This is a genomic window from Bacillus sp. FSL M8-0350 (assembly GCF_038593345.1).
GTDB classification, from domain to species: Bacteria; Bacillota; Bacilli; order Bacillales; family Bacillaceae; genus Bacillus; species Bacillus safensis.
This window is the reverse complement of the sequence record NZ_CP151985.1, coordinates 3,668,754-3,689,291: the sequence shown is the minus strand read 5'-3', so window position 1 is coordinate 3,689,291 and position 20,538 is coordinate 3,668,754. Positions and strand designations below refer to the sequence as shown.

The following is a 20,538-nucleotide window of genomic DNA, read 5'->3' as shown; positions in this document are numbered from 1 at the left end:
TCTCATAGAAGGCGGTTTTTTTCATTAAATTTGATCTGCTGGGAAAACAATACCTGCATCTTTTCTTGCGGCATCAAGAACTTTCATCACGGAGAGACTTTCATCAAGCCATGCATAGCACTGTTCATGATTTTTTGTTTCAATGATCTGCTGGAAAGCTTCTGCTTCATAAAACAGCCGATTTGGGTTCGTTTGTGCATTGAGTGAGATGACCCTGTCATCAACATGCAGCAGCACTTCCTCGCAGCCATTCGCCCCATTTTTCACATGAATGAAGCCTTTTTCTCCTTGAATCAATGCAAAGTTCATGCTGCTTGTATCCTTACTGCCGACACTTGTCGCAATAAAATCATTGTAAGTGAACGTCAAAACACCAGATGTGTCTATACCGTTTGGATGGCGGTTTGCCTGATATCGGACTTGCTCTGGTGATCCAAAGAGGTTCATGATGAAATGGACATTATAGATGTTAATATCCATCAGCGCTCCTCCAGAGAACGCAGGGTTAAAGACATTTGGCGTTTCGCCGGCTAGCAGCTGATTATATTTGCTTGAATATTGACTATAGTTGCATTGAACCAGTTTGATTTTACCTAATTGATGAAGGTGCTTTTTGATCAAATGATAGTTTGGCATATGAACGGTCGTAATGGCTTCAAATAGGAGAAGCTGCTTTTCCTTTGCGAGAGCGATTAAGGCTTCCAGCTCTTTCACATTAGAGGTGAAAGGCTTTTCGCATATCACATGTTTTCCGTGTTTCAATGCAGCGGTTGCATGCTCGCTATGTAAACGATTCGGTGATGCGATGTAAACGGCTTCTACGTGAGGATCTTCTAGCATAGCAGTTAGATCCGTATAAGTTGTCTGCACCCCAAATTTGTCTGCGAGCTTCTTTGCCGTTGCTTCCTTTCTTGAATAGACAGCGTGACAAGAAGCACCGTCGAGCTGTTCAATCGCTTGCAGGAAGCCTTCCACAATGATACCTGTTCCGATGGTTGCGATGTTCATTCTCAAAACCCCTTCCACTCGTTTAAGCTGACTCTAGTATAACCGATGTTTTCATTGAACGTGTACTGAGATACCTGAGCAAAGGTGTGCCAGTGATCAACACCGGCACACTTTGGCAGCCCTTACAATCAGCTGATATTTGCTAATGTTTGCTTTGTTAACAATTGAATAGCTGCCTTCCTTTTTTTTAACTCTTGAATAGAGTGCTGGATATCTTCGACTTTTTGCTCGAGCAGCTGTTCAGCTTCTGTTTTTGACTTTTTTTCGAAAAGTGATTTGATAATTTCACGAATTTCTTTAAGTGAGAAATCTAGCTTTCTCGCTTCGGTGATAAATGACAGCATAAGTACATATTTTTTATCATATAGACGATAGCCGTTATGCGCTCTTTTGGGCTCTGGGAGCACCCCTTCATTTTCGTAAAAACGAATGGTTTCAATATGTACTCCAGACATTTTTGACAATTTACCTCTCGTAAACGTAATCATTCCCTGCACCTCCTTTCTTTGCTATTCATCATACAATTAGATTTGCTCGTTTCAAAACATTCTATAGTGGTGGACAATTGTTCTGTATTACTTGTTTCAAATGGGTAATCAGCACGATGAATAGAATGCGTTATAATAGAGTAGACTCTTGTGATATTTGTTACAGATAAGAACAAGTAGACAGCGTGAAGAAAAAACGATAGGCTAAAATAGGTAAATAGTAATGAAATAACCTGTCATCATCGTCATGGTGGCTCAAAATAGTGACAGCACGTTTTTGCTGAGAAAAGGGGACCAGTGAATGTATAAATTAGTCGCAATTGATATGGATGGTACGTTATTAAATGATCAACATATGGTGCCGGATGAAGTGTTTGAAGCCATTCAACAGGCTAAGGCAGAAGGAATTAAAATTGTTTTATGTACAGGCCGGCCAATTGGCGGGGTAAATCGCTATTTAGCTGATCTTCAGCTTGATCAAGAGGGAGATTATGTGATCGCCTATAATGGAGCGCTTGTTCAAAACAGCCATACAAATGAAGTGGTGTCAGAGCTGACATTATCCTATGATGACTTAACTTCATTATATGAATTGAGCCGTCAGCTGGACACGCCGATGCATTATTTCGATTCAGCCAATTTATACACACCGAATCGCGATATTAGTGAATACACAGTGCTTGAATCCTATTTAACAAAACTGCCGCTTAAGTATTTACCTGTCGAAGAGGCAGATTCATCTATGAGGCTTCCGAAGATGATGTATATTGATCAGCCAGAACGTTTGGAAAAAACGATACAAGCCATCCCATCTGAAGTGAAGGAAAAGTATATGATGGTGAAAAGTACAGATTTCTTCCTTGAAATCCTGCATCCTGATGTGAGTAAGGGAAATGCCGTGAAGCTTCTAGCGAAGGAGCTGGGAATTCCTCGTGAAGAAGTCATGGCTATTGGTGATAACGGGAACGACGTCTCAATGCTAGAGTTTGCGGGCTGCGGCGTCGCTATGGGAAATGCCATTGATGATGTCAAAGCCGTAGCAGATGTTGTAACAAAATCTAATAATGAAGCCGGAGTAGCACATGTCCTGCATGAGCTGGTTTTAGGAAAATAAGAAAAGAGCGGTCTGCCAGTGCGGTAGCCGCTTTTTTATATATTGGAGAAAAAGTAAACAAGCATACGTCTGCTGCTTAAATTCGTCTTTTGCAGCATCGCTTTCACATGATCATGAACGGTATGGGGTGAAATATATAACGTACTCGCAATTTCCTTTGTCGACTGGCCCTTTAATAAGCAGTCGAGGACGTTCATCTCTCTTTCTGTCAGCCTGTACGTTTTCGCTGCATAAGGAAGAATATCATTTGTTTGGGCTCGTTTGATGTGAATCATGACAGCCTTCTCCTGCCTGTCAGCCTGCGCCAATCGAAAGGCTTGAAGGGAAAGAAAGACCCCCATAGGCATTCTTGTGATGCTTGCTGCTGTTTGATCGGTACCGCCGTATAAAAGTTTAGCGCCTAATGCTCTGAACGGCCGGGGCATGACGGCTTGGTCATGGATTTGCTCAAAGACTTGAAATGTATGAAGCCAATGGAGCCCTGTCTCATTTCCATAAAGAAGCTTGTAATGAGTTGTAAGAATGAGAAATCCTTGCTGCTCCGCCGCATCATCATCTTCAGTGTCCCTTTTTTTGAAAATCTCATCTCTCAGCTTGGCTGCAAGTGACGGTGTTAGATCGATGACTGCTTGTATATCTCGCTTCTGAAAAGGTTCCTTGCCCTGTTGACGATAAAGGCTGGCGATACCCCAGCATTCTCCTTGGATCACAAGGGCTGCCCGCAATTCATCAGACCAACCGTTAGGTATTAAAATATGCAGATAGCGCTCGCTGCTCAGATATTCTCCGCTTTGGACGAGACTCGCAGCATGAATAGGGCCTTTGGCTAGAAACTCATGCTGATGCACGTCCTTTTTTAAAAATTCATTTTGAAAGAGCTGGTCATGAATTTCTTCAATCGGTTCATCAGTGTAGGAACCTGTCGAGAGGAGAGTGGCTGGATCGATGGTTGTGATACAGGCGGCATCAAAATCAATGACAGCAGCAAGCTCGTCCCGAATGTGCTGCCTTAGCTGCTGAAAATGAGTGGCTGGATTGACCACAGGATCTCCTCCTCAAAAACCCCCACTTTTAGGGATCGTTTTTTCTGGTGCCTCTTTTTACAATAAAGGTGTCATATCGTTAGTGTACAGGAAACAATGGAAAGCGGAAAGGAACTGGAGGAGAATCATATGAAAGGAAACCAGCATTGGCACGACCCTGTTGCTGAATTATACGCAGCAACGATTTCACATAAAGTACCCGGCTATCACCTTTTGCATGAGTTAACAGTAGATGTATTAGAAACTGAAATAAAGGGAGCGGCCTCTCGTATTCTAACTGTCGGAGCGGGTGGGGGCGAAGAGATCATCAACATGCTTCAGAGAAAAGAAGACTGGCTCATCACAGGAGTCGATCCGTCTGCATCTATGCTGGATATGGCGAAACAGCGGGTTTCAAAGCTCCATATGGAGGCGCGTGTCACATGGTATGAGACCGCATTAAACAAGGTGTCTGCTGAAGCTGTTTACGATGCCGCAGTGAGCCTGCTCGTGATTCATTTTGTAGAAAATCGGCTGCCATTTTTACAGGAGATTGCACAAAGGCTTCAACCAGGGGCCCCGTTTGTACTCGCATTTATACAAGGAGAGATGAATTCCAGCGCATTTCAGCAAGAGCTTCATATGCTGTCTCTTTTCATGAAGCGGCAAGGTCTAGGAAAAGAAGTGTTTTCGTCCTTTCATGACAGACTGGGACGTGCAACATATCCTGTGCCTGAGGAGGAAATGAGGGGACATTTAATTGAGGCGGGGTTTCGAGACATCAGACCTTATTTTCAGGCAGGAATGATCAAAGGGCTTGTTTGCAAGCGAGGTCGTAGAAAGGCGGATGAGAGATGAGATCACAGGTAATGGTAATTGGCGGCTATGGACATGTCGGACAGCAAATATGTCTACAGTTAAGTGAAGTGTATAAAGGGCAAATTGTTGCGGCGGGGAGAAGCTATGAGAAGGCTGAACAATTTTCACAGCAGACCAAAGGCAGAGTCCGTCCTTACAAACTAGATGTTAGAAAGCCATTAGATTCTGACTGGATGAATGAAACAAAGCTGGTGATCATGTGTCTCGATCAAGAAGACACGTCATTTGCTGAAACCGTTCTGCGGGCAGGCATTGATTATATCGATATTTCTGCAAAAGGGGCGTATATGGAGCAAATGGCACAGCTGGATCAGCAGCAAATCAGTGCAACGGCTTTGCTCAGTGTAGGCCTCGCGCCCGGTCTTACAAATTTATTAGCTGCGAAAGCGGCTTCTATGCTTTCATCAGTGGATCAAATAGATATTGGGATTATGCTTGGATTGGGGGATCAGCATGGAAAAGCCGCGATTGAATGGACGATTGATCATGTCCATACTGAATATGAACTCACTGAACATGATCAGCAGAAAAGAGTGAAAAGCTTTACTGGAGGCAGACCGGTCAACTTTGGTGGACAGCTTGGAAAGCGGTATGCCTATCGATTCCCCTTCTCTGATCAACAGACATTGCCTTCCACAATTCATGTGCCATCTGTGACGACAAGGCTTTGTTTTGATTCACGTCTAGCGACGGGTGCATTGGCCTTTACAAGGAGCCTTGGACTGACGTCGTTCCTTACATTACCGAAAATGAAGGATCGAGCCATTTCAATGATACAATCTTCTCAAGTGGGAACAGATCAATATGCGGTCAAAGTGGAAGCGGCAGGGACGGATGGGAAAAAGGTTCATCATGCCGCGCTTGGAATAAAAGGACACGACGAGTCTCAAGCAACAGCTCAAGTCGCCTGTGCTGCGGCCCTGCATTTATTGAACAGGCGGTTTCAGCCAGGGATTTTTCATATTGAAGAATTATTTTCACTAGCATATGAGAACGGGCATTTTGCTTTGGTGGATCAAAAAACAAGGGAAGAGCAGACATTAGCGATAAGGGCCAGCCTTTTGACGGCATAAAAAAAGACTAGCATTCTGCTAGTCTTTTTATGATGACGTTGACACATCCCCTTTTTTCTTAATGCTTGCTGTGATGAGCTGTGTCAGTGTGTCAGAACCTTTTTTTGAAAGGTGGACACCATCGGACTGAAAATAGGATGGCTGTCCAGTAGCGGCTGAATGCCAATCGACCAAGGTGACATTTTGATCTTGATCAGCCACTCGCTGAATGACCGCATTCACATCATTTTCCCATGACCTTGGAACCCTCGTATTCACTAGGAAAATATGTGCCTTAGAAAAGTTTTGAATGAATGCTTTCAGCGTGTCCTCAGTAAAATAACCATTTGTGCCGAGTTCAATGATAACAGCGGCATCAGATTGATTAAATGATTTGTATTGAGGGGCAATGCTGACGGCTTCGTTCATTTGTCTGCCAACTTTCCCATCGATGGTGATTTGTTTATATGCTTTTTCGAGATTCGGCGCAATGTCTAGCATGACAGAATCACCAATGGCAAGAACTTGGTGAAATTGTTTTTGATCAGCTGCTTTTTTCTCGTGCTTTTCTTTCTTTTTCTTCGCTTTTGATTCCGATGGTTCGGCTGTTTTTTTCGGTGCTGTCTTAATTTGCGTCACTTCCTTCACATGTGGGGAGGAAGTGGACGAGTTAGACATGCCAATGATAAATAAGATCAAAAGAGCTGCGGTGATCCCAAGGAACACCTTATTAGATGTAGACCACTGTTTGATTCCTTTTTTCCAAATAGACCAAGAGGAAAAATATTGTCTGAAGCCATGCTGGCGGATCGGCTGTTCGATGAAGCGATAGGAAGCCTCAGCAACTAGTAAAATAGCGATGAGCTGCAATGTGACACGCGCTATGGAAGGCTGTCCAATTTCAATGACCGGTGTGGTCAGTACGATAATGGGATAATGCCACAGATAAATACCATAAGACCGCTTACCAAGCCAGACGAGCGGCTGAAAGGACAGCCATTTCCCTATAAGACTTGCAGGGTGGCAGACGCACCCAATTAAGATGGCCGCATTCAGACAGAATAAAAGCATGCCGCCCTGATAGAGAAAGGCATCGAAATCGTCCACTGCATAAACACAAAAAAGGAAAATCGCAAACGAACCGAAACCGGCAATATGTAAAATACGTCTGCCAACAGGAAGTAATCTTTTGCTGGATAGTCTTTGCATAGGCCACACAAATGCCAGGCTGCATCCAATCAGGAGCGCAAATGCACGAGTATCTGTTCCATAATAAACCCTGCTTGGATCGGTATCTGGTGAATAAAGAATCGCCATCCATAAGGCAGAGACAAGTGCAAGTCCAAAGGTGATCATAGGAAGATGGGATCTGTTTTTTACCCATTTCAGCCCTGCAATCAACAGTACCGGCCAAATGATATAAAATTGCTCTTCTATTGCCAGAGACCACAAATTTTTCAGTGGAGATAGGGCATTGAAGCTATCAAAATATGAAAGCTGGTGAAAAATGTACCACCAGTTACTGACATAAAAAAAGGACGATATGGCATCGCCACGAATGGACAATAATGCATTTGATCCAGCAATCGCGCACCAGCTGACGGTTATAAAAATCATGACGTAAGCGGCTGGAAGAAGCCTCCTGATCCGTCCCATCCAAAATGGCAAAAGCTCTTGATAGCCTAATTCCTGCTTATGTAACAAGATCGTTGTAATCAAGTAACCAGAAATGACAAAAAATAAATCAACGCCAAGAAACCCGCCGCTTGCGGGTCCGATATGTAAGTGATAAGCAATGACTGCCAATACAGCAACGGCTCTTAGTCCATCTAATCCTAAAATATAACGAAAACGATTTTCCTTGCTGTTCATGAAAATGAATCCCCCATCAATGTCAAACGCTTCTTTTTGTTGTTCATTCAAAAGAGCAACGATTCTTTTATTTTATATAAGATTAGACGAATCAGCATTACATTTTGTTGGCGAATTTCTGTCTTTTTTAAAATTTTTTTAATTGATGGGTTAAGAAATGTCGAATTTGATACTCAAAACCAAAATCCCTGTCATAATAAATGAAGAAGGAAAGGGGATGTGTTGAATGAGAACGATCGAAAATGATCAGTTATTGGTTCAGATTCATGAAAAGGGAGCGGAGGTCAGGGAGGTGCTTGACAAGGAAAGCGGGCGTCACTATATGTGGTCTGGTGATCCAGCTTATTGGGGCAGGGTGTCGCCTGTCTTATTTCCGATTGTTGGGCGATTAATGAATGACCAATACAAGATTGACGAGCAAACCTTTGAGCTCACGCAGCATGGTTTTTTACGTGATGTCAATTTTGATTTATATGAAGAAACGAAGCATACGGTGACCTTTCAATATGAATCAAGAGGCCGGCATGTGAAGCAATACCCGTATGAATTTACAGCGCGAATTCGTTATGAACTATTGGAAAATGGACTGAAGATTTCCTGGGAAATTGATCATGACGGAGAGGATACGATGTATTTCTCCATTGGAGGGCACCCAGCATTTCGTATTCCTCTTCTTGAAGGCGAGCAAACAGCAGATTATTCACTCACATTGACACCTTCCACTGAGCATCTCCCTGTGCAATATGAACTGCGGAATTCACTTGTCAGAGAGAAAGAAAAAGGTATTGAACTTGAGTCGATCCAGCTTCGACCGGAGCTTTTTCAGCTTGATGCGATGATCTTTAGCCATATCAATCGAGTGTCATTGACTTCAGGTGCAGGTCACGGAGTTGAGGTCGATCTCACAGGCTTTCCTTTCGTTGGCATTTGGTCGCCTTATGATCAAGAAAAAGGAACGATGGCTCCTTTTGTTTGTATTGAGCCGTGGTATGGCATCGCCGATAGGGAAGGGACGAATGGACAGTATAAAGAGAAGTTTGGGATTCAAACATTAGAAAAGAATGAGACCTTTCATGCCGCTTATACAATTTTCTTCAAATGAACATTTGTGCATGCTGAGGTGAACAATTTGTTATGATAGAAGAAAAAAGGGGGCGTATGAATGGATCGAGAGAAACAACAGCTGAGTATTGAAGCGGCAAGGCTTTACTATTTGTCTGATTACAGCCAGCAGGAAATTGCCAAACAGCTCGACCTGTCGAGACCGACTGTATCTCGTCTGCTTCAATATGCGAAAGAGAAGGGGTACGTCCAGATTACGGTGATGGATCCGTTTGAGGATTTAAATGAGCTTTCTTCATTGCTCAAGGAAAAATATGACCTGCTCGAAGCTCATGTGGTGTTTTCGCCAAAGGACGACTATCCAACCATCACCGATTATTTGAGCCGATTTGGTGCAGATTACTTGCAAGAAACGGTGAAAGACGGTGATATCGTTGGCGTGAGCTGGGGAACGACTATGTATCAAATTGCACAAAAGATGCAACCTAAACAGGTAAAAGGTGTAGAGGTTGTCCAGCTCAAGGGTGGAATCAGCCACTCTCATGTGAATACATATTCTGCGGAAACCATCCAGCTGTTTGCTGAGGCCTTTCAAACAGCACCGCGCTATTTGCCGCTTCCTGTTGTATTTGATAGTGCTGCCGTCAAGGAAATGGTTGAGCAGGACAGACATATTCAGCGAATTATTGAAATGGGCAAGCAGGCGAATATCGCTGTGTTTACTGTTGGAACGGTAAGAGATGAGGCGCTATTGTTTAGACTAGGTTATTTCCGTGAAGAAGAAAAAGCGCTCCTCAAGCAATCCAGTGTCGGAGACATTTGCTCGCGCTTTTATGATCAAGATGGACGCATTTGCAGTGAAGCCATTAACAATCGCACAATTGGCGTGGAGTTAGATGATTTAAGGACAAAAGAACGATCCATTCTTGTCGCTGGCGGTCATCGAAAGGTGGCTTCTATACACGGCGCACTAAGAGGAAAATATGCGAATGTATTGATCATCGATCAGCACACAGCGAGGGCTCTTTTAAATGTCACAAAATAGATGAACAAAATTTCATAACCATGTTTACAATTGTTCATCTGTCATATATGATGAAAGTATCATAATTAAAAGGAAGTGTGAAGCATGACGATAGCAAAGCTCATTGATCATACAGCACTAAAACCAGATACAACTAGAGCTGCAATTATGCAGTTACTTGAAGAAGCAAAGACTCATCAATTTGCATCTGTTTGCGTAAACCCAACTTGGGTATCTCTAGCGTCGAAAGAACTATCAGGAACAGGTGTAGATGTATGTACAGTCATCGGTTTCCCGTTAGGCGCAAACACAACAGCGGTAAAAGCATTCGAAACAAAGGATGCCATTGAAAACGGTGCCACAGAAGTGGACATGGTCATCAATGTTGCGGCATTGAAAGACGGCGAATATGATGTGGTTGAACAAGATATTCGTGCAGTTGTAGACGCAGCAAAAGGCAAAGCATTAGTGAAAGTCATTATTGAAACATGTTTACTTACTGATGAAGAGAAAGTCAAAGCTTGTGAACTTTCAGTGAAAGCGGGCGCTGATTTTGTGAAAACATCAACTGGATTTAGTACAGGCGGTGCGACTGCTGAGGACATCGCATTAATGCGTAAAACAGTTGGACCTGACATCGGTGTGAAAGCATCAGGCGGCGTGAGAACAAAAGAAGACGTTGAGGCAATGACAGCTGCAGGTGCTACCCGTATTGGCGCTAGTGCAGGCGTTTCCATTATCAAAGGGGATCAATCAGCTCCTTCGAAAGACTATTAATTCATACGATCCTATGGTAGGATAACATTCATGACTCATAAATGATGAAAAAGTCATATGCGGAAGGATCTCACTTCTGGGAATTTCTTCCGCATTTTGTTTACGAAATAGGGTTTGTTCCATACAAGCACATTAATGTAAACGAATTCATTCAAGGAGGAAAAACATGAAATACGTGATTGGTATCATCGGTTTGCTAGTGATTCTTGCCATTGCATGGCTGGCTAGTAATGGGAAAAAACGAGTGAAATTCCGTCCAGTAATTGTCATGATTGTACTGCAATTTATTTTAGGTTATATTCTGCTTAATACAGGTGTTGGAAACTTCCTAGTCGGAGGCTTTGCAAAAGGATTCCAAATGCTTCTAGGCTATGCCGGTGAAGGAATCAACTTCGTATTTGGCGGGTTAATGAATGATAATGCGTCCACTTTCTTCATCAATGTTTTACTGCCGATCGTCTTTATCTCGGCGTTAATCGGTATCCTGCAGCATTGGCGTATTCTTCCGCTTATCGTACGCGGAATCGGATATTTGCTTAGTAAAGTAAACGGTATGGGGAAACTAGAATCTTACAACGCAGTAGCGTCTGCGATTTTAGGTCAATCAGAAGTCTTTATTTCTATTAAGAAACAGCTTGGATTATTACCTCAGCAGCGTCTTTATACATTATGTGCATCTGCAATGTCGACGGTATCGATGTCGATTGTTGGTGCATACATGCAAATGATTAAACCAGAGTACGTGGTTACAGCACTTGTGCTGAACCTATTTGGTGGATTTATTATCGCATCGATCATCAATCCATATGAAGTGTCTAAGGACGAAGACATGCTTGAAGTCGTCGAGGAAGAAAGACAATCCTTCTTCGAAATGCTTGGCGAATACATTATGGATGGTTTCAAAGTAGCGATTGTTGTTGCTGCAATGTTGATTGGATTCGTTGCATTAATTGCGATGATTAACGGTATCTTTACAGCAGTCATTGGTGTTTCTTTCCAAGATGTACTTGGATATGTCTTTGCTCCATTTGCGTTCCTTGTTGGTGTACCTTGGAGCGAAGCGGTACAAGCAGGAAGCATTATGGCAACCAAAATGGTATCGAACGAATTTGTTGCGATGCTCGCTTTATCTGGAGACGGTCTGCATTTCACTGCTCGTACAGAAGCGATCATTTCTGTATTCCTTGTATCATTTGCGAACTTCTCTTCTATCGGTATCATTGCTGGAGCAGTCAAAGGCTTAAACGAAAAGCAAGGGAACGTCGTCGCACGATTTGGATTAAAGCTGTTATTCGGTGCAACTCTTGTCAGCTTCTTAACAGCAGGTGTAGTCGGTTTAATTTTCTAATTTAAAAAAAGGAATGGTGAAAACAATGAGAATGGTAGATATCATTGCGAAAAAACGTGACGGAAAAGAATTATCTTCAGAGGAAATTTCTTTCTTTGTCAAAGGTTATACGGATGGAACAATTCCTGACTACCAAGCAAGTGCCTTGGCTATGGCAATTTTCTTCCAAGATATGACGGATCAAGAACGTGCAGACTTAACACTCGCTATGGCGAACTCAGGAGATACAATTGACCTGTCTGCCATTGACGGTATTAAAGTAGACAAGCACTCAACAGGCGGAGTAGGCGATACAACAACGCTTGTACTCGCCCCTCTTGTTGCAGCACTAGATGTACCTGTTGCGAAAATGTCTGGGCGCGGCCTTGGGCATACAGGCGGTACAGTGGACAAGCTTGAAGCGGTGAAAGGCTTCCACGTAGAAATTACAAAAGACGAATTCATCGAGCTCGTGAACCGTCATAAAGTAGCGGTCATTGGGCAATCAGGCAACCTGACACCAGCTGATAAAAAGCTGTATGCTCTTCGTGATGTGACAGGAACTGTTAACTCAATTCCGCTTATTGCAAGCTCCATTATGAGTAAGAAAATCGCTGCTGGTGCAGATGCGATTGTACTTGATGTGAAAACAGGCGCAGGTGCTTTCATGAAAACACCAGAAGACTCAGAAAAGCTTGCAAAAGCCATGGTTCGCATCGGTAACAACGTAGGCAGACAAACAATGGCGGTCATCTCTGATATGTCTCAGCCGCTAGGATTAGCGATTGGGAATTCCCTTGAAGTGAAAGAAGCGATTGACACACTTAAAGGCGAAGGCCCTGAAGACTTAAACGAGCTTGTGCTCACATTAGGAAGTCAAATGGTCGTTCTTGCGAAAAAAGCAGACACACTTGATGAAGCAAGAGAAAAGCTGATTGAAGTGATGAAAAACGGCAAAGCACTTGAGAAATTCAAGGAATTCTTAGAAAACCAAGGTGGAGACAGCTCAATTGTGGATCAGCCTGAAAAACTGCCGCAAGCACCTTACAAAATTGAAGTACCTGCCAAAGAATCAGGTGTCGTAGCTGAAATCGTCGCGGATGAAATTGGTGTTGCAGCGATGATCCTTGGAGCAGGACGCGCAACAAAAGAGGACGATATCGACCTATCTGTCGGCATCATGCTGAACAAAAAAGTGGGAGATCGTGTTGAAAAAGGAGATTCACTTGTGACTCTGCATGCGAATCGTGAAGATGTTGCAAATGTCATGGAGAAAATTTATGACAACATCCGCATTGCTGATCATGCCGATGCACCAACATTGATCCACACGGTCATTACTGAATAAAGAAAAAGGACAAAAGCGATTCGTCGCTTTTGTCTTTTTTTATGGTCATTTTAGGCTCGTCTTTTTCTATTGAAATAAAAAAATTCACTTTATGAAACAAACCTCTTGCAATCATCAAACAATGGGTGTATATTAATTGACGAGTCAATGATTGATATATCAAGTAATTGATTTCTGAATAGAAAAGAGGGGATGGCATTGACTGCATTTTGCTCTGAAGAGGCAGAGGTATTATATCGTTTGCAGTGCGTGAACCGTATGATGGGCGTGAAGTTCGAAGCATGTACGGGCATCAGCCAATCAAGACTTGAGTTGCTATCGCTGTTATTCCAAGCCGATGAAATCAGCCAATCAGATTTGCAGAAAAAAGTAAATATTGATAGTGCAGCTGTGACGCGTCATTTAAAACAGCTGGAAACAAAAGGAATGGTCACACGCAGAAGAAAACCAGAAGATAATCGAGTCACACTTGTCCGCTTAACAGAGGAAGGCAGAACGAGAATCGAAGCTTCTAAAATAGAAAAAGAACGATTTATCTCAGAAATGCTTGAAAACGTAAGTGAAGAAGAACGAAGGCTTCTCACTGATGTGCTCATCCGTATACAACAAAACATCGAAAAGATTCAAACAACCTAAAGGAGTGTTACACATGGCTACAACATTAAAAACAAACGATTTTATGGAAATTATGAAAGGGCGCCGCTCTATTCGTAACTATGATCCATCTGTGAAAATCAGCAAAGAAGAAATGACAGAGATTTTAGAAGAAGCAACAACTGCACCATCATCAGTAAATGCACAACCTTGGCGCTTCATGGTGATTGACAGCCCAGAAGGAAAAGAAAAGCTTGCACCACTTGCAAAATTCAACCAAACTCAAGTGTCAACATCAGCAGCTGTCATTGCAGTTTTTGCAGATATGAAAAACAATGAATACTTAGAAGAAATTTATTCAAAAGCAGTAGAAAATGGCTACATGCCGCAAGAAGTGAAAGAAAGACAAATTGCTGCATTAACTGCACATTTTGAAGCTCTTCCAGAACAAGTGAATCGTGAAACAATCTTAATTGACGGTGGACTTGTGTCTATGCAGCTTATGCTTGCTGCACGTGCACACGGTTATGATACAAATCCAATTGGCGGATATGATAAAGAAGTCATCGCTGAAACATTTGGATGGGATAAAGAACGTTATGTACCAGTCATGCTTCTGTCCATTGGGAAAGCAGCTGACGAAGGCTATGCATCTTACCGCTTACCGATCGACCGTATCACAGAGTGGAAATAATTTTTAAAAAAAGGGAGACGATCACATGATCATTATTCATGCAGGGATGACCATTCATCCAGAAAAAGAAAACGTATTTTTAGAAGAAATCAACGAATTAATGAAAGCTTCACAGGCTGAAGAAGGCAATGTTTCCTACAAGCTGTTCAAGGATACAGAAAAGGAAAATACATTTTTAATGGTAGAAGTGTGGAAAGATGACGCTGCGGTTCAGAGCCATAATGCAAGTGCTCATTTCCAGGCTTTCGTAGCGAAGGCAAAAGAATTCCTAGCCGCTCCACTTGACGTGGTTGCTTTTCAAGGCCAGCAGCTTTCATAGAAAAACAACAAACACCCTAGGCGGTTATCGCCTAGGGTTCTTTTATTTTCGACATATGGTTTCACCCATTTCATTCACGTATTGTGCATTTTCCACAAAATTTCTGAAAATAAAATGTTTTTCGACTTAACTATATTGGAATATGCTAGAATTAGATATTATTTATTACCAAAATAGGGAGGAACCAATATGAAAAAAGGGAAATGGACGAAAATTGCACTAACCGCTGTCCTAAGTTTAGGCACATTGACAGCTTTCAGCACCCCTCTATCTGCCCACACCACAGAAAAATCAACATCCTCAGATGGCGGTCATTATTCAGGTATTCCATTTGACTCAAGTGTCGTGAATGAAGACCGTCTTATCAAAGCCTTGAAAAAACAAGGAAAGATCAAAAAGAATGCCAATGAGGCAGATACCCAAAAAGCATTAAAGAACTATCTAAAGAAAAAAGAAGAATCGGCAATGAAACAAAGTGCCAGCACCTTAACAGAAGAGCCTGAATTCCTGAAAGAATACAAACAAGAGGTACATAACAAACTTGCCAAAAAGAAAAAATTAAAGAAGCATAAAGGAAAAGAAGGCAATCAAGTAAAACCGGTCAAAAAGGAAAAGTATAAAGGTGACGTCCGCAATGATAAAGTATTGGTTTTATTAGTAGATTTTAAAGATTATAAGCATAATAGTATCAAAAAAGAAGAGACTGATATGTACTATGACAAGTACGATCAACAGCACTATCAAGATATGCTTTTCGGAAAAAATGGCTACATCGGTCCAGATGGGAAACGGAAAGTATCCATGAAGCAATATTATGAAAAGCAGTCTGGCGGCAGTTACACAGTTAGTGGAACAGTTGCAGGATGGTATACAGCGAAGCATGAAGCAGCTTATTACGGCGGGAACGTACCTGACGATTCAGGCAGTGACGGCAGGCCGCGCGAATTGGTGAAAGAAGCACTCGAAGCTGCAGCAAAAGATCCGAATATTGATCTCAGCGAGTATGATCAATGGGATCGCTATGATATTGATGGCGACGGGGTTTATAACGAGCCAGACGGCATCATTGACCATCTGATGGTCGTTCACGCCGGCGTAGGTGAAGAAGCAGGCGGCGGACAACTTGGCGCTGATGCGATTTGGTCACACCGCTGGTCACTTGGTGATGTATTTGAAATTCCGGATACTGAATCTGAAGTTGGTCAAGGCGGGAAATTAGGCGCGTTGGATTACACCATCGAGCCTGAAGATGGCGCAGCAGGTGTGTTCACACATGAATTCGGACATGATCTTGGTCTTCCTGACGAGTACGATACACAGTACACAGGCAGAGGAGAGCCCGTTTCTTACTGGTCGATCATGTCAAGCGGAAGCTGGGCAGGTAAAGTTCCTGGTACGGAACCAACAGGCTTTAGCCCATATGCGAAAGAAATGCTTCAAAATCTGCATGGGGGCAACTGGCTTTCTGGACAAACCATCGATGGTAAAACATTAAAGAAAAGCAAAACAGTATTAATTGATGAAGCAGCAACAAAAGGAACGAACCATGATGCCGTTCGAGTCGATTTACCAGATAAAGAGATTGTCGTCACGACACCTGCTCAAGGGAAATATTCGTACTTCAGCGGAACGGGTGACAATTTGAATGCAACCATGACGACAACAGGTATTGATTTGTCAAAAGGAAGCAAAGCAGAGCTGACATTTAAAGCATGGTACGATATTGAAGAAGATTATGATTATGCGTATATCGAAGTGCGTGAAACAGGGACTGATCAATGGAAGACCATCGCGGGTAACATCACGAATGATCGAAATGAAGCAGGTGCAAACGAAGGCCATGGCATCGACGGAAAATCAGACGGCTGGGTAGATGCAGCCTTTGACCTGTCTGCTTATGCAGGGAAGAAAATCGACCTGCAATTCCGTTACACAACTGATGCAGGCTATGCACTTCCAGGCTTATTCGTAGATGACCTGAACATCACCGCAGATGGAGCGAAAGTATGGTCAGATGATGCCGAGGGCACGTCTACTTTTACCTTTAATGGATTCTCAAAATCTAATGGAAAACAATATGCAGCACAATACTATTTACTAGAGTGGCGCTCTTATGCTGATGTCGATAAAGGCTTAAAGCATATTAAACGCGGGGCAAGTCTGATGAGCTATAATAACGGGTTGGTCGTTTGGTATGTCGATCAATCATACAGTGATAACTGGGTAGGAAAACATCCGGGGAACGGATTCCTTGGCGTAGTAGATGCAGATCAGCAAGTATTAAAATGGAGTGACGGTTCCATTGCCGCCACAGGGTTCCAAGTACATGATGCAGCATTCTCTTTGAATCCAAGTACGAAGCTGAATATAGATTATACAGCAACAACGGGCTTAACTTTGCAAGATCGCTACATTCGACCGGCTCGTACATTTAGTGATAAAAAGAACTATGTGAATCCAAACAACCCAGATGCAGGACGCGATGTACCGACATATGGGTTATCCTTTAAAGTCGTTGGACAAAGTAAGGATCGTTCTGTTGGAAAGGTATTAATTTCGAAAAGTAACTAAATAGAAAGCCGGATTCTACCATTGAATCCGGCTTTTTGATATGTGAGAAAAGGATTGTGAGGGCACGATTGTTTTTTAAATCGAATGTCTGTTCTTTTTTATTTTGATATCCGAATGAAACCATTATATAATAGACACTGGAAGGTTTTTCTTTCAACCATGATTCTTTTTAGCTGTTAAAACAAAGGAAAGGATGAGCGTTACCAATGAGTTGTGTCACTGCCAAGCAATTAAAGGTGATTCGAGGGACGATGCAGACTTTTTGCAGCCATTTGGAGTATGATGGCCACGGTAAGCTTCATATCAATACCATCATGGCTTTTATTAAAAAGGAATTCGGCGTGAGAAAAATGAAAGACATTCCACAAAGTCGCTTTACAGAAGCGCTAGAATTAATACAAGACTTTGATTTATACACGGACAAAATAGAGATTCGTGACCGTCTATCAGAAAGGAATTAACTAAATTGAATATTTTAGCAATGATTTTAGTAGGAATTGTCGCATTAGAACACATTGTCATCATGTTATTAGAAATGTTTTTTATGGAATCAAAGATGGCGAAGCGATCTTTTAAGCTGCCAGAACACTTGCAAAAAGATCCAAATGTCAAAGTAATGTTTGCCAATCAGGGGCTTTATAACGGGTTTTTAGCTGCAGGACTCATTTGGGGGCTCATTCTTGGATCGAATACCGTTGGATATATGATTCAGCTGTTTTTCATTCTTTGTGTGATCATCGCAGCAGTATTTGGTGGTGTAACATCCAATAAATCAATTATCATCAAACAAGGAGTACCAGCACTGCTTGCACTCATTGCACTGATGCTGGCGATCTAATCTTAAATAAAGCCGCCCCTGGTGAGGGCGGCTTTTATCTTTTTCGAAGACCCATCAAACGAATAATGGATGTCAGACAAAGGGCAACGGCAACGGCCAAAATGATTTTTCCGTACATGACCCCCGTTAGGTTCATCAAAAAGACGGCCAATATAATACAGAGCGTGATGATGATCATCACAATCGAATAGGTTTTCATCTCTTTTCCACTCCTTTAAAAATCCCCTCATGTGACGAGAGATCTGTCAATCTTTCCTCATATTATATCACTCAATGACAATTTTACATGAAATTCCCTACCAATAGAATGTGACATATTGATTAGATTTCGAGTCATACCATATTTTTTAGAAAATCGGGTATAACATAATGAGCTGGCCTAAAGTCATATTGCTTGATATTTAATTGTGCAAAATATAAAATAACCACAGGATAAATCGAAAGGATGATCAAGATGAGTAAGAAAGTGTTATTAGTATCGACAAGCAGCCCAGAAATGAATGGACATCCAACAGGCTTATGGCTAGAAGAGTTGGCAGAGCCATTTCATATCTTTAAAGAAAATGAACTAGAAGTACAAATTGTCTCTATTCAAGGTGGCACTGTACCAATTGACAAAAATTCAATTCCTGAAGGTGTCCCAGCGCAATATCAAGATGTATATGAATTACTTCAAGACACAAAGGCGCTTACAGATGTGAATCCCGCTGATTATGACGGAATTTTCTTTGCTGGAGGGCACGGCCCTATGATCGACTTTGCGTCTAATCAACTGGTAGCGGATGCGATCTTAGCAGTTTCAGATAAAAATGGTGCGATCGGAGCCGTTTGTCATGGTGTTTCAGCATTCGTTGATGTGAAGGATGAAAATGGCAAATCATTTATCGAAGGCAAAAAAATCACAGGCTTTACAAACGAAGAAGAGGAAGCCGTGCAGCTGACATCAAAGGTTCCATTTTTATTGGAAACAAAACTTCGTGAGCAGGGGGCAGCGTTTGAAAAAGGAGACGCCTTTGCGCCATTTGCTGTCGTTGACGGACAAATCATCACTGGACAAAACCCGGGATCAAGTGCAGAAACAGCACGCTTGTTTGTCAAAACTATTGCATAAAACGATCAAAAACCAGTCGTGACTCATGCGGCTGGTTTTTTTGTTATAAAAATGTCCCAAAAAAGACCAAAACAATAATTAGAATAATGGTAAAATAATCACAGGGTAAAAAACCCAAATGAGGAAAAAGGGGATGTTCCTGTGAGAGCATTTTATGTCAAAATCACCGCAGCTTTACTATCTGTTTTACTCGTCGCAACAGGTTTGTTGTCACCAGCATTAAAAGCAGAAGAAGCACCGAAATCAGAAGGGAAAATATCACCACTGACGGAAAAAGCGATTCAGCAAGCGCAAGAATCGTTTGAAAAGCAGGATGAAGGAACCGCTATTCAACAGAAGCAAGTGAAAAAATCATTTAAAGTGAATAAGAAGAAAGGAATCAGTATCAAACGAAAAGCTGCTAAAGAAGGCAAAATGCGCACGTCTGCCGTTCGCTCCATTGATGGACTAGCTATTAATCAATCGGCTGTCTTAACAGAGGACGACCCAGTTGATTTATGGTTTTTAAGCACATCTTCACCTCAGGCACTCATCAGCCGGATTACCTCTTCAAACCCTGATTATTTTGTTCAATTATTTGTTGTTGATTATGAAACAGGACAAGCCTACCCTACAGATTTGATTCAACCGGCAGGCAGCCTGCTTGGATTGACCAGCTTACCAGCAGGTGATTATGCATTCGGTATTACAAGCGGCGGAGAATTTGGAGATTCCTACACAATACAAGTAAATGCAAAAAACCCGCCCAATTTCACGGGGGCTGTATCTCTTTCGTCCACCTTGCAATATTTTGTAGCTGAGTATGCAAACGGTGATGTATTTGCAAATGGTACAAAAGTATACAATAAGCAAACAAAGACAGCAAATTATGAATGGGAGCGTGTTTTTTATTTCTCTTATGATGGAAAATACGAACAAAGAACTCATTCAATCTCAAGTGTGAAAGTAAAAAACATTTCGGCTCCTGTGTCATACTCAGCTCCTTATGCGAGCTCCTCAGAAGCCATCCTCGTTTACTTAGATGTTGAGACATTGTTTATGTACCATCAATCATCATATGCAAGCGGGCAATATTACCATGATACCTTTGTTGATACACTCGGGAAGACAACACCAAGACGCTTAGATATTGATGATATGACAAATTACGGTGATCATATTTTAGCTGTAGATTTAAAAACAGGAAAGCCGATTGATTTCTTCAGTGTGCTGAATTTCTACTATGCTGCAGGGATCGAGAAGCTGCCAACAATCAGAACGTTGAATTAAGAAAGGCGGTTGACATCAAATCGCCACATGTGTAGAGTAAAGATAATTAAATGACAAAAGTCCACTAGGGGAGTCATGTATGACTGAGACAAGAGAAAATCTTGGACCCTTTGAACCTGATCTAGTTCGTACTAGCGGAGGGAAGTGGAGCTGGACCTTGTCTTATTCA

General features: G+C 42.1%; 20 protein-coding genes, 1 pseudogene and 1 riboswitch. Of the genes and pseudogenes, 16 read left to right on the top strand and 5 right to left on the bottom strand.

The features are described 5' to 3' along the window. Positions 1-24 precede the first annotated feature (24 nt). Both NSS80_RS19215 and NSS80_RS19210 read right to left on the bottom strand, forming a co-directional pair. Positions 25-1,008 (bottom strand): Gfo/Idh/MocA family oxidoreductase, encoded by a 984-nt coding sequence (locus NSS80_RS19215; protein WP_024427559.1) that lies wholly within the window; start codon positions 1,006-1,008, stop codon positions 25-27. Positions 1,009-1,136: 128 nt separating this feature from the next. After that, the gene (locus NSS80_RS19210; protein WP_024423948.1) at positions 1,137-1,496 is read right to left on the bottom strand and encodes a MerR family transcriptional regulator; all 360 of its coding nucleotides are present in this window, start codon (positions 1,494-1,496) and stop codon (positions 1,137-1,139) included. 301 nt (positions 1,497-1,797) lie between these two features. Here NSS80_RS19210 and yidA point away from each other — a divergent pair, with 301 nt between their 5' ends. Continuing rightward, on the top strand, positions 1,798-2,610 hold the full coding sequence (yidA, locus tag NSS80_RS19205; protein ID WP_252049939.1) for a sugar-phosphatase: 813 nt from the start codon (positions 1,798-1,800) through the stop codon (positions 2,608-2,610). 35 nt (positions 2,611-2,645) lie between these two features. Here the strand turns inward: yidA and NSS80_RS19200 are convergent, their stop codons facing one another. Then, entirely contained in the window at positions 2,646-3,653 is a 1,008-nt protein-coding gene (locus NSS80_RS19200; protein WP_041118301.1) for a helix-turn-helix transcriptional regulator, read from the bottom strand. Positions 3,654-3,782: 129 nt separating this feature from the next. Here NSS80_RS19200 and NSS80_RS19195 point away from each other — a divergent pair, with 129 nt between their 5' ends. Next, a complete protein-coding gene (locus NSS80_RS19195; protein WP_041118299.1) occupies positions 3,783-4,490 on the top strand; it encodes a class I SAM-dependent methyltransferase in 708 nt (235 codons plus the stop codon). After that, entirely contained in the window at positions 4,487-5,584 is a 1,098-nt protein-coding gene (locus NSS80_RS19190) for a saccharopine dehydrogenase NADP-binding domain-containing protein (protein ID WP_317221741.1), read from the top strand. Before NSS80_RS19195 ends, NSS80_RS19190 begins: the two co-directional genes overlap by 4 nt. Positions 5,585-5,611: 27 nt before the next feature. Here NSS80_RS19190 and NSS80_RS19185 read toward each other — a convergent pair whose 3' ends face one another. Further along, positions 5,612-7,435 (bottom strand): acyltransferase family protein, encoded by a 1,824-nt coding sequence (locus tag NSS80_RS19185; RefSeq protein WP_041118470.1) that lies wholly within the window; start codon positions 7,433-7,435, stop codon positions 5,612-5,614. A 226-nt stretch (positions 7,436-7,661) separates the two neighbouring features. On the opposite strand from NSS80_RS19185, the gene NSS80_RS19180 reads away from it, so the two are divergent. The 11 genes and pseudogenes from NSS80_RS19180 to NSS80_RS19130 all read left to right on the top strand — a co-directional run bounded on the left by NSS80_RS19180 (position 7,662) and on the right by NSS80_RS19130 (position 17,989). Continuing rightward, the gene (locus NSS80_RS19180; RefSeq protein ID WP_041118294.1) at positions 7,662-8,537 is read left to right on the top strand and encodes an aldose 1-epimerase family protein; all 876 of its coding nucleotides are present in this window, start codon (positions 7,662-7,664) and stop codon (positions 8,535-8,537) included. 60 nt (positions 8,538-8,597) lie between these two features. Beyond that, positions 8,598-9,542, top strand: a complete 945-nt coding sequence (locus NSS80_RS19175; RefSeq protein ID WP_041118292.1) for a sugar-binding transcriptional regulator — start codon at positions 8,598-8,600, stop codon at positions 9,540-9,542. Between the two features lie 84 nt (positions 9,543-9,626). After that, entirely contained in the window at positions 9,627-10,298 is a 672-nt protein-coding gene (gene deoC, locus NSS80_RS19170; protein ID WP_041118290.1) for a deoxyribose-phosphate aldolase, read from the top strand. Between the two features lie 166 nt (positions 10,299-10,464). Beyond that, the gene (locus NSS80_RS19165) at positions 10,465-11,646 is read left to right on the top strand and encodes a NupC/NupG family nucleoside CNT transporter (RefSeq protein WP_041118288.1); all 1,182 of its coding nucleotides are present in this window, start codon (positions 10,465-10,467) and stop codon (positions 11,644-11,646) included. A 25-nt stretch (positions 11,647-11,671) separates the two neighbouring features. Continuing rightward, entirely contained in the window at positions 11,672-12,973 is a 1,302-nt protein-coding gene (locus NSS80_RS19160; protein ID WP_041118469.1) for a pyrimidine-nucleoside phosphorylase, read from the top strand. Between the two features lie 151 nt (positions 12,974-13,124). Next, a pseudogene (locus NSS80_RS19155) lies at positions 13,125-13,609 on the top strand (MarR family transcriptional regulator). A gap of 13 nt (positions 13,610-13,622) precedes the next feature. Further along, positions 13,623-14,261: a nitroreductase family protein gene (locus tag NSS80_RS19150; RefSeq protein WP_041118286.1), complete on the top strand. Its 639-nt coding sequence runs from the start codon at positions 13,623-13,625 to the stop codon at positions 14,259-14,261. 25 nt (positions 14,262-14,286) lie between these two features. After that, the gene (locus tag NSS80_RS19145; RefSeq protein ID WP_024423933.1) at positions 14,287-14,580 is read left to right on the top strand and encodes a putative quinol monooxygenase; all 294 of its coding nucleotides are present in this window, start codon (positions 14,287-14,289) and stop codon (positions 14,578-14,580) included. A gap of 189 nt (positions 14,581-14,769) precedes the next feature. Further along, positions 14,770-17,151, top strand: coding sequence for an immune inhibitor A domain-containing protein (locus NSS80_RS19140; protein WP_317221742.1), 2,382 nt, complete (start codon positions 14,770-14,772; stop codon positions 17,149-17,151). A gap of 206 nt (positions 17,152-17,357) precedes the next feature. Then, positions 17,358-17,612: an ORF6C domain-containing protein gene (locus tag NSS80_RS19135; RefSeq protein WP_012011773.1), complete on the top strand. Its 255-nt coding sequence runs from the start codon at positions 17,358-17,360 to the stop codon at positions 17,610-17,612. A 5-nt stretch (positions 17,613-17,617) separates the two neighbouring features. Further along, positions 17,618-17,989 (top strand): DUF1304 domain-containing protein, encoded by a 372-nt coding sequence (locus tag NSS80_RS19130; RefSeq protein ID WP_034281380.1) that lies wholly within the window; start codon positions 17,618-17,620, stop codon positions 17,987-17,989. Between the two features lie 34 nt (positions 17,990-18,023). On the opposite strand, the gene NSS80_RS19125 is transcribed toward NSS80_RS19130, so the two are convergent. Beyond that, complete coding sequence (locus NSS80_RS19125; RefSeq protein WP_003214630.1) at positions 18,024-18,188, bottom strand: hypothetical protein; 165 nt, start codon at positions 18,186-18,188, stop codon at positions 18,024-18,026. A gap of 255 nt (positions 18,189-18,443) precedes the next feature. Here NSS80_RS19125 and NSS80_RS19120 point away from each other — a divergent pair, with 255 nt between their 5' ends. Beyond that, complete coding sequence (locus NSS80_RS19120) at positions 18,444-19,100, top strand: type 1 glutamine amidotransferase domain-containing protein (RefSeq protein ID WP_034281379.1); 657 nt, start codon at positions 18,444-18,446, stop codon at positions 19,098-19,100. A 141-nt stretch (positions 19,101-19,241) separates the two neighbouring features. Beyond that, the gene (locus NSS80_RS19115) at positions 19,242-20,369 is read left to right on the top strand and encodes a hypothetical protein (protein WP_317221743.1); all 1,128 of its coding nucleotides are present in this window, start codon (positions 19,242-19,244) and stop codon (positions 20,367-20,369) included. Positions 20,370-20,425: 56 nt separating this feature from the next. Beyond that, positions 20,426-20,529: riboswitch (TPP riboswitch) on the top strand. Positions 20,530-20,538: the final 9 nt, after the last annotated feature.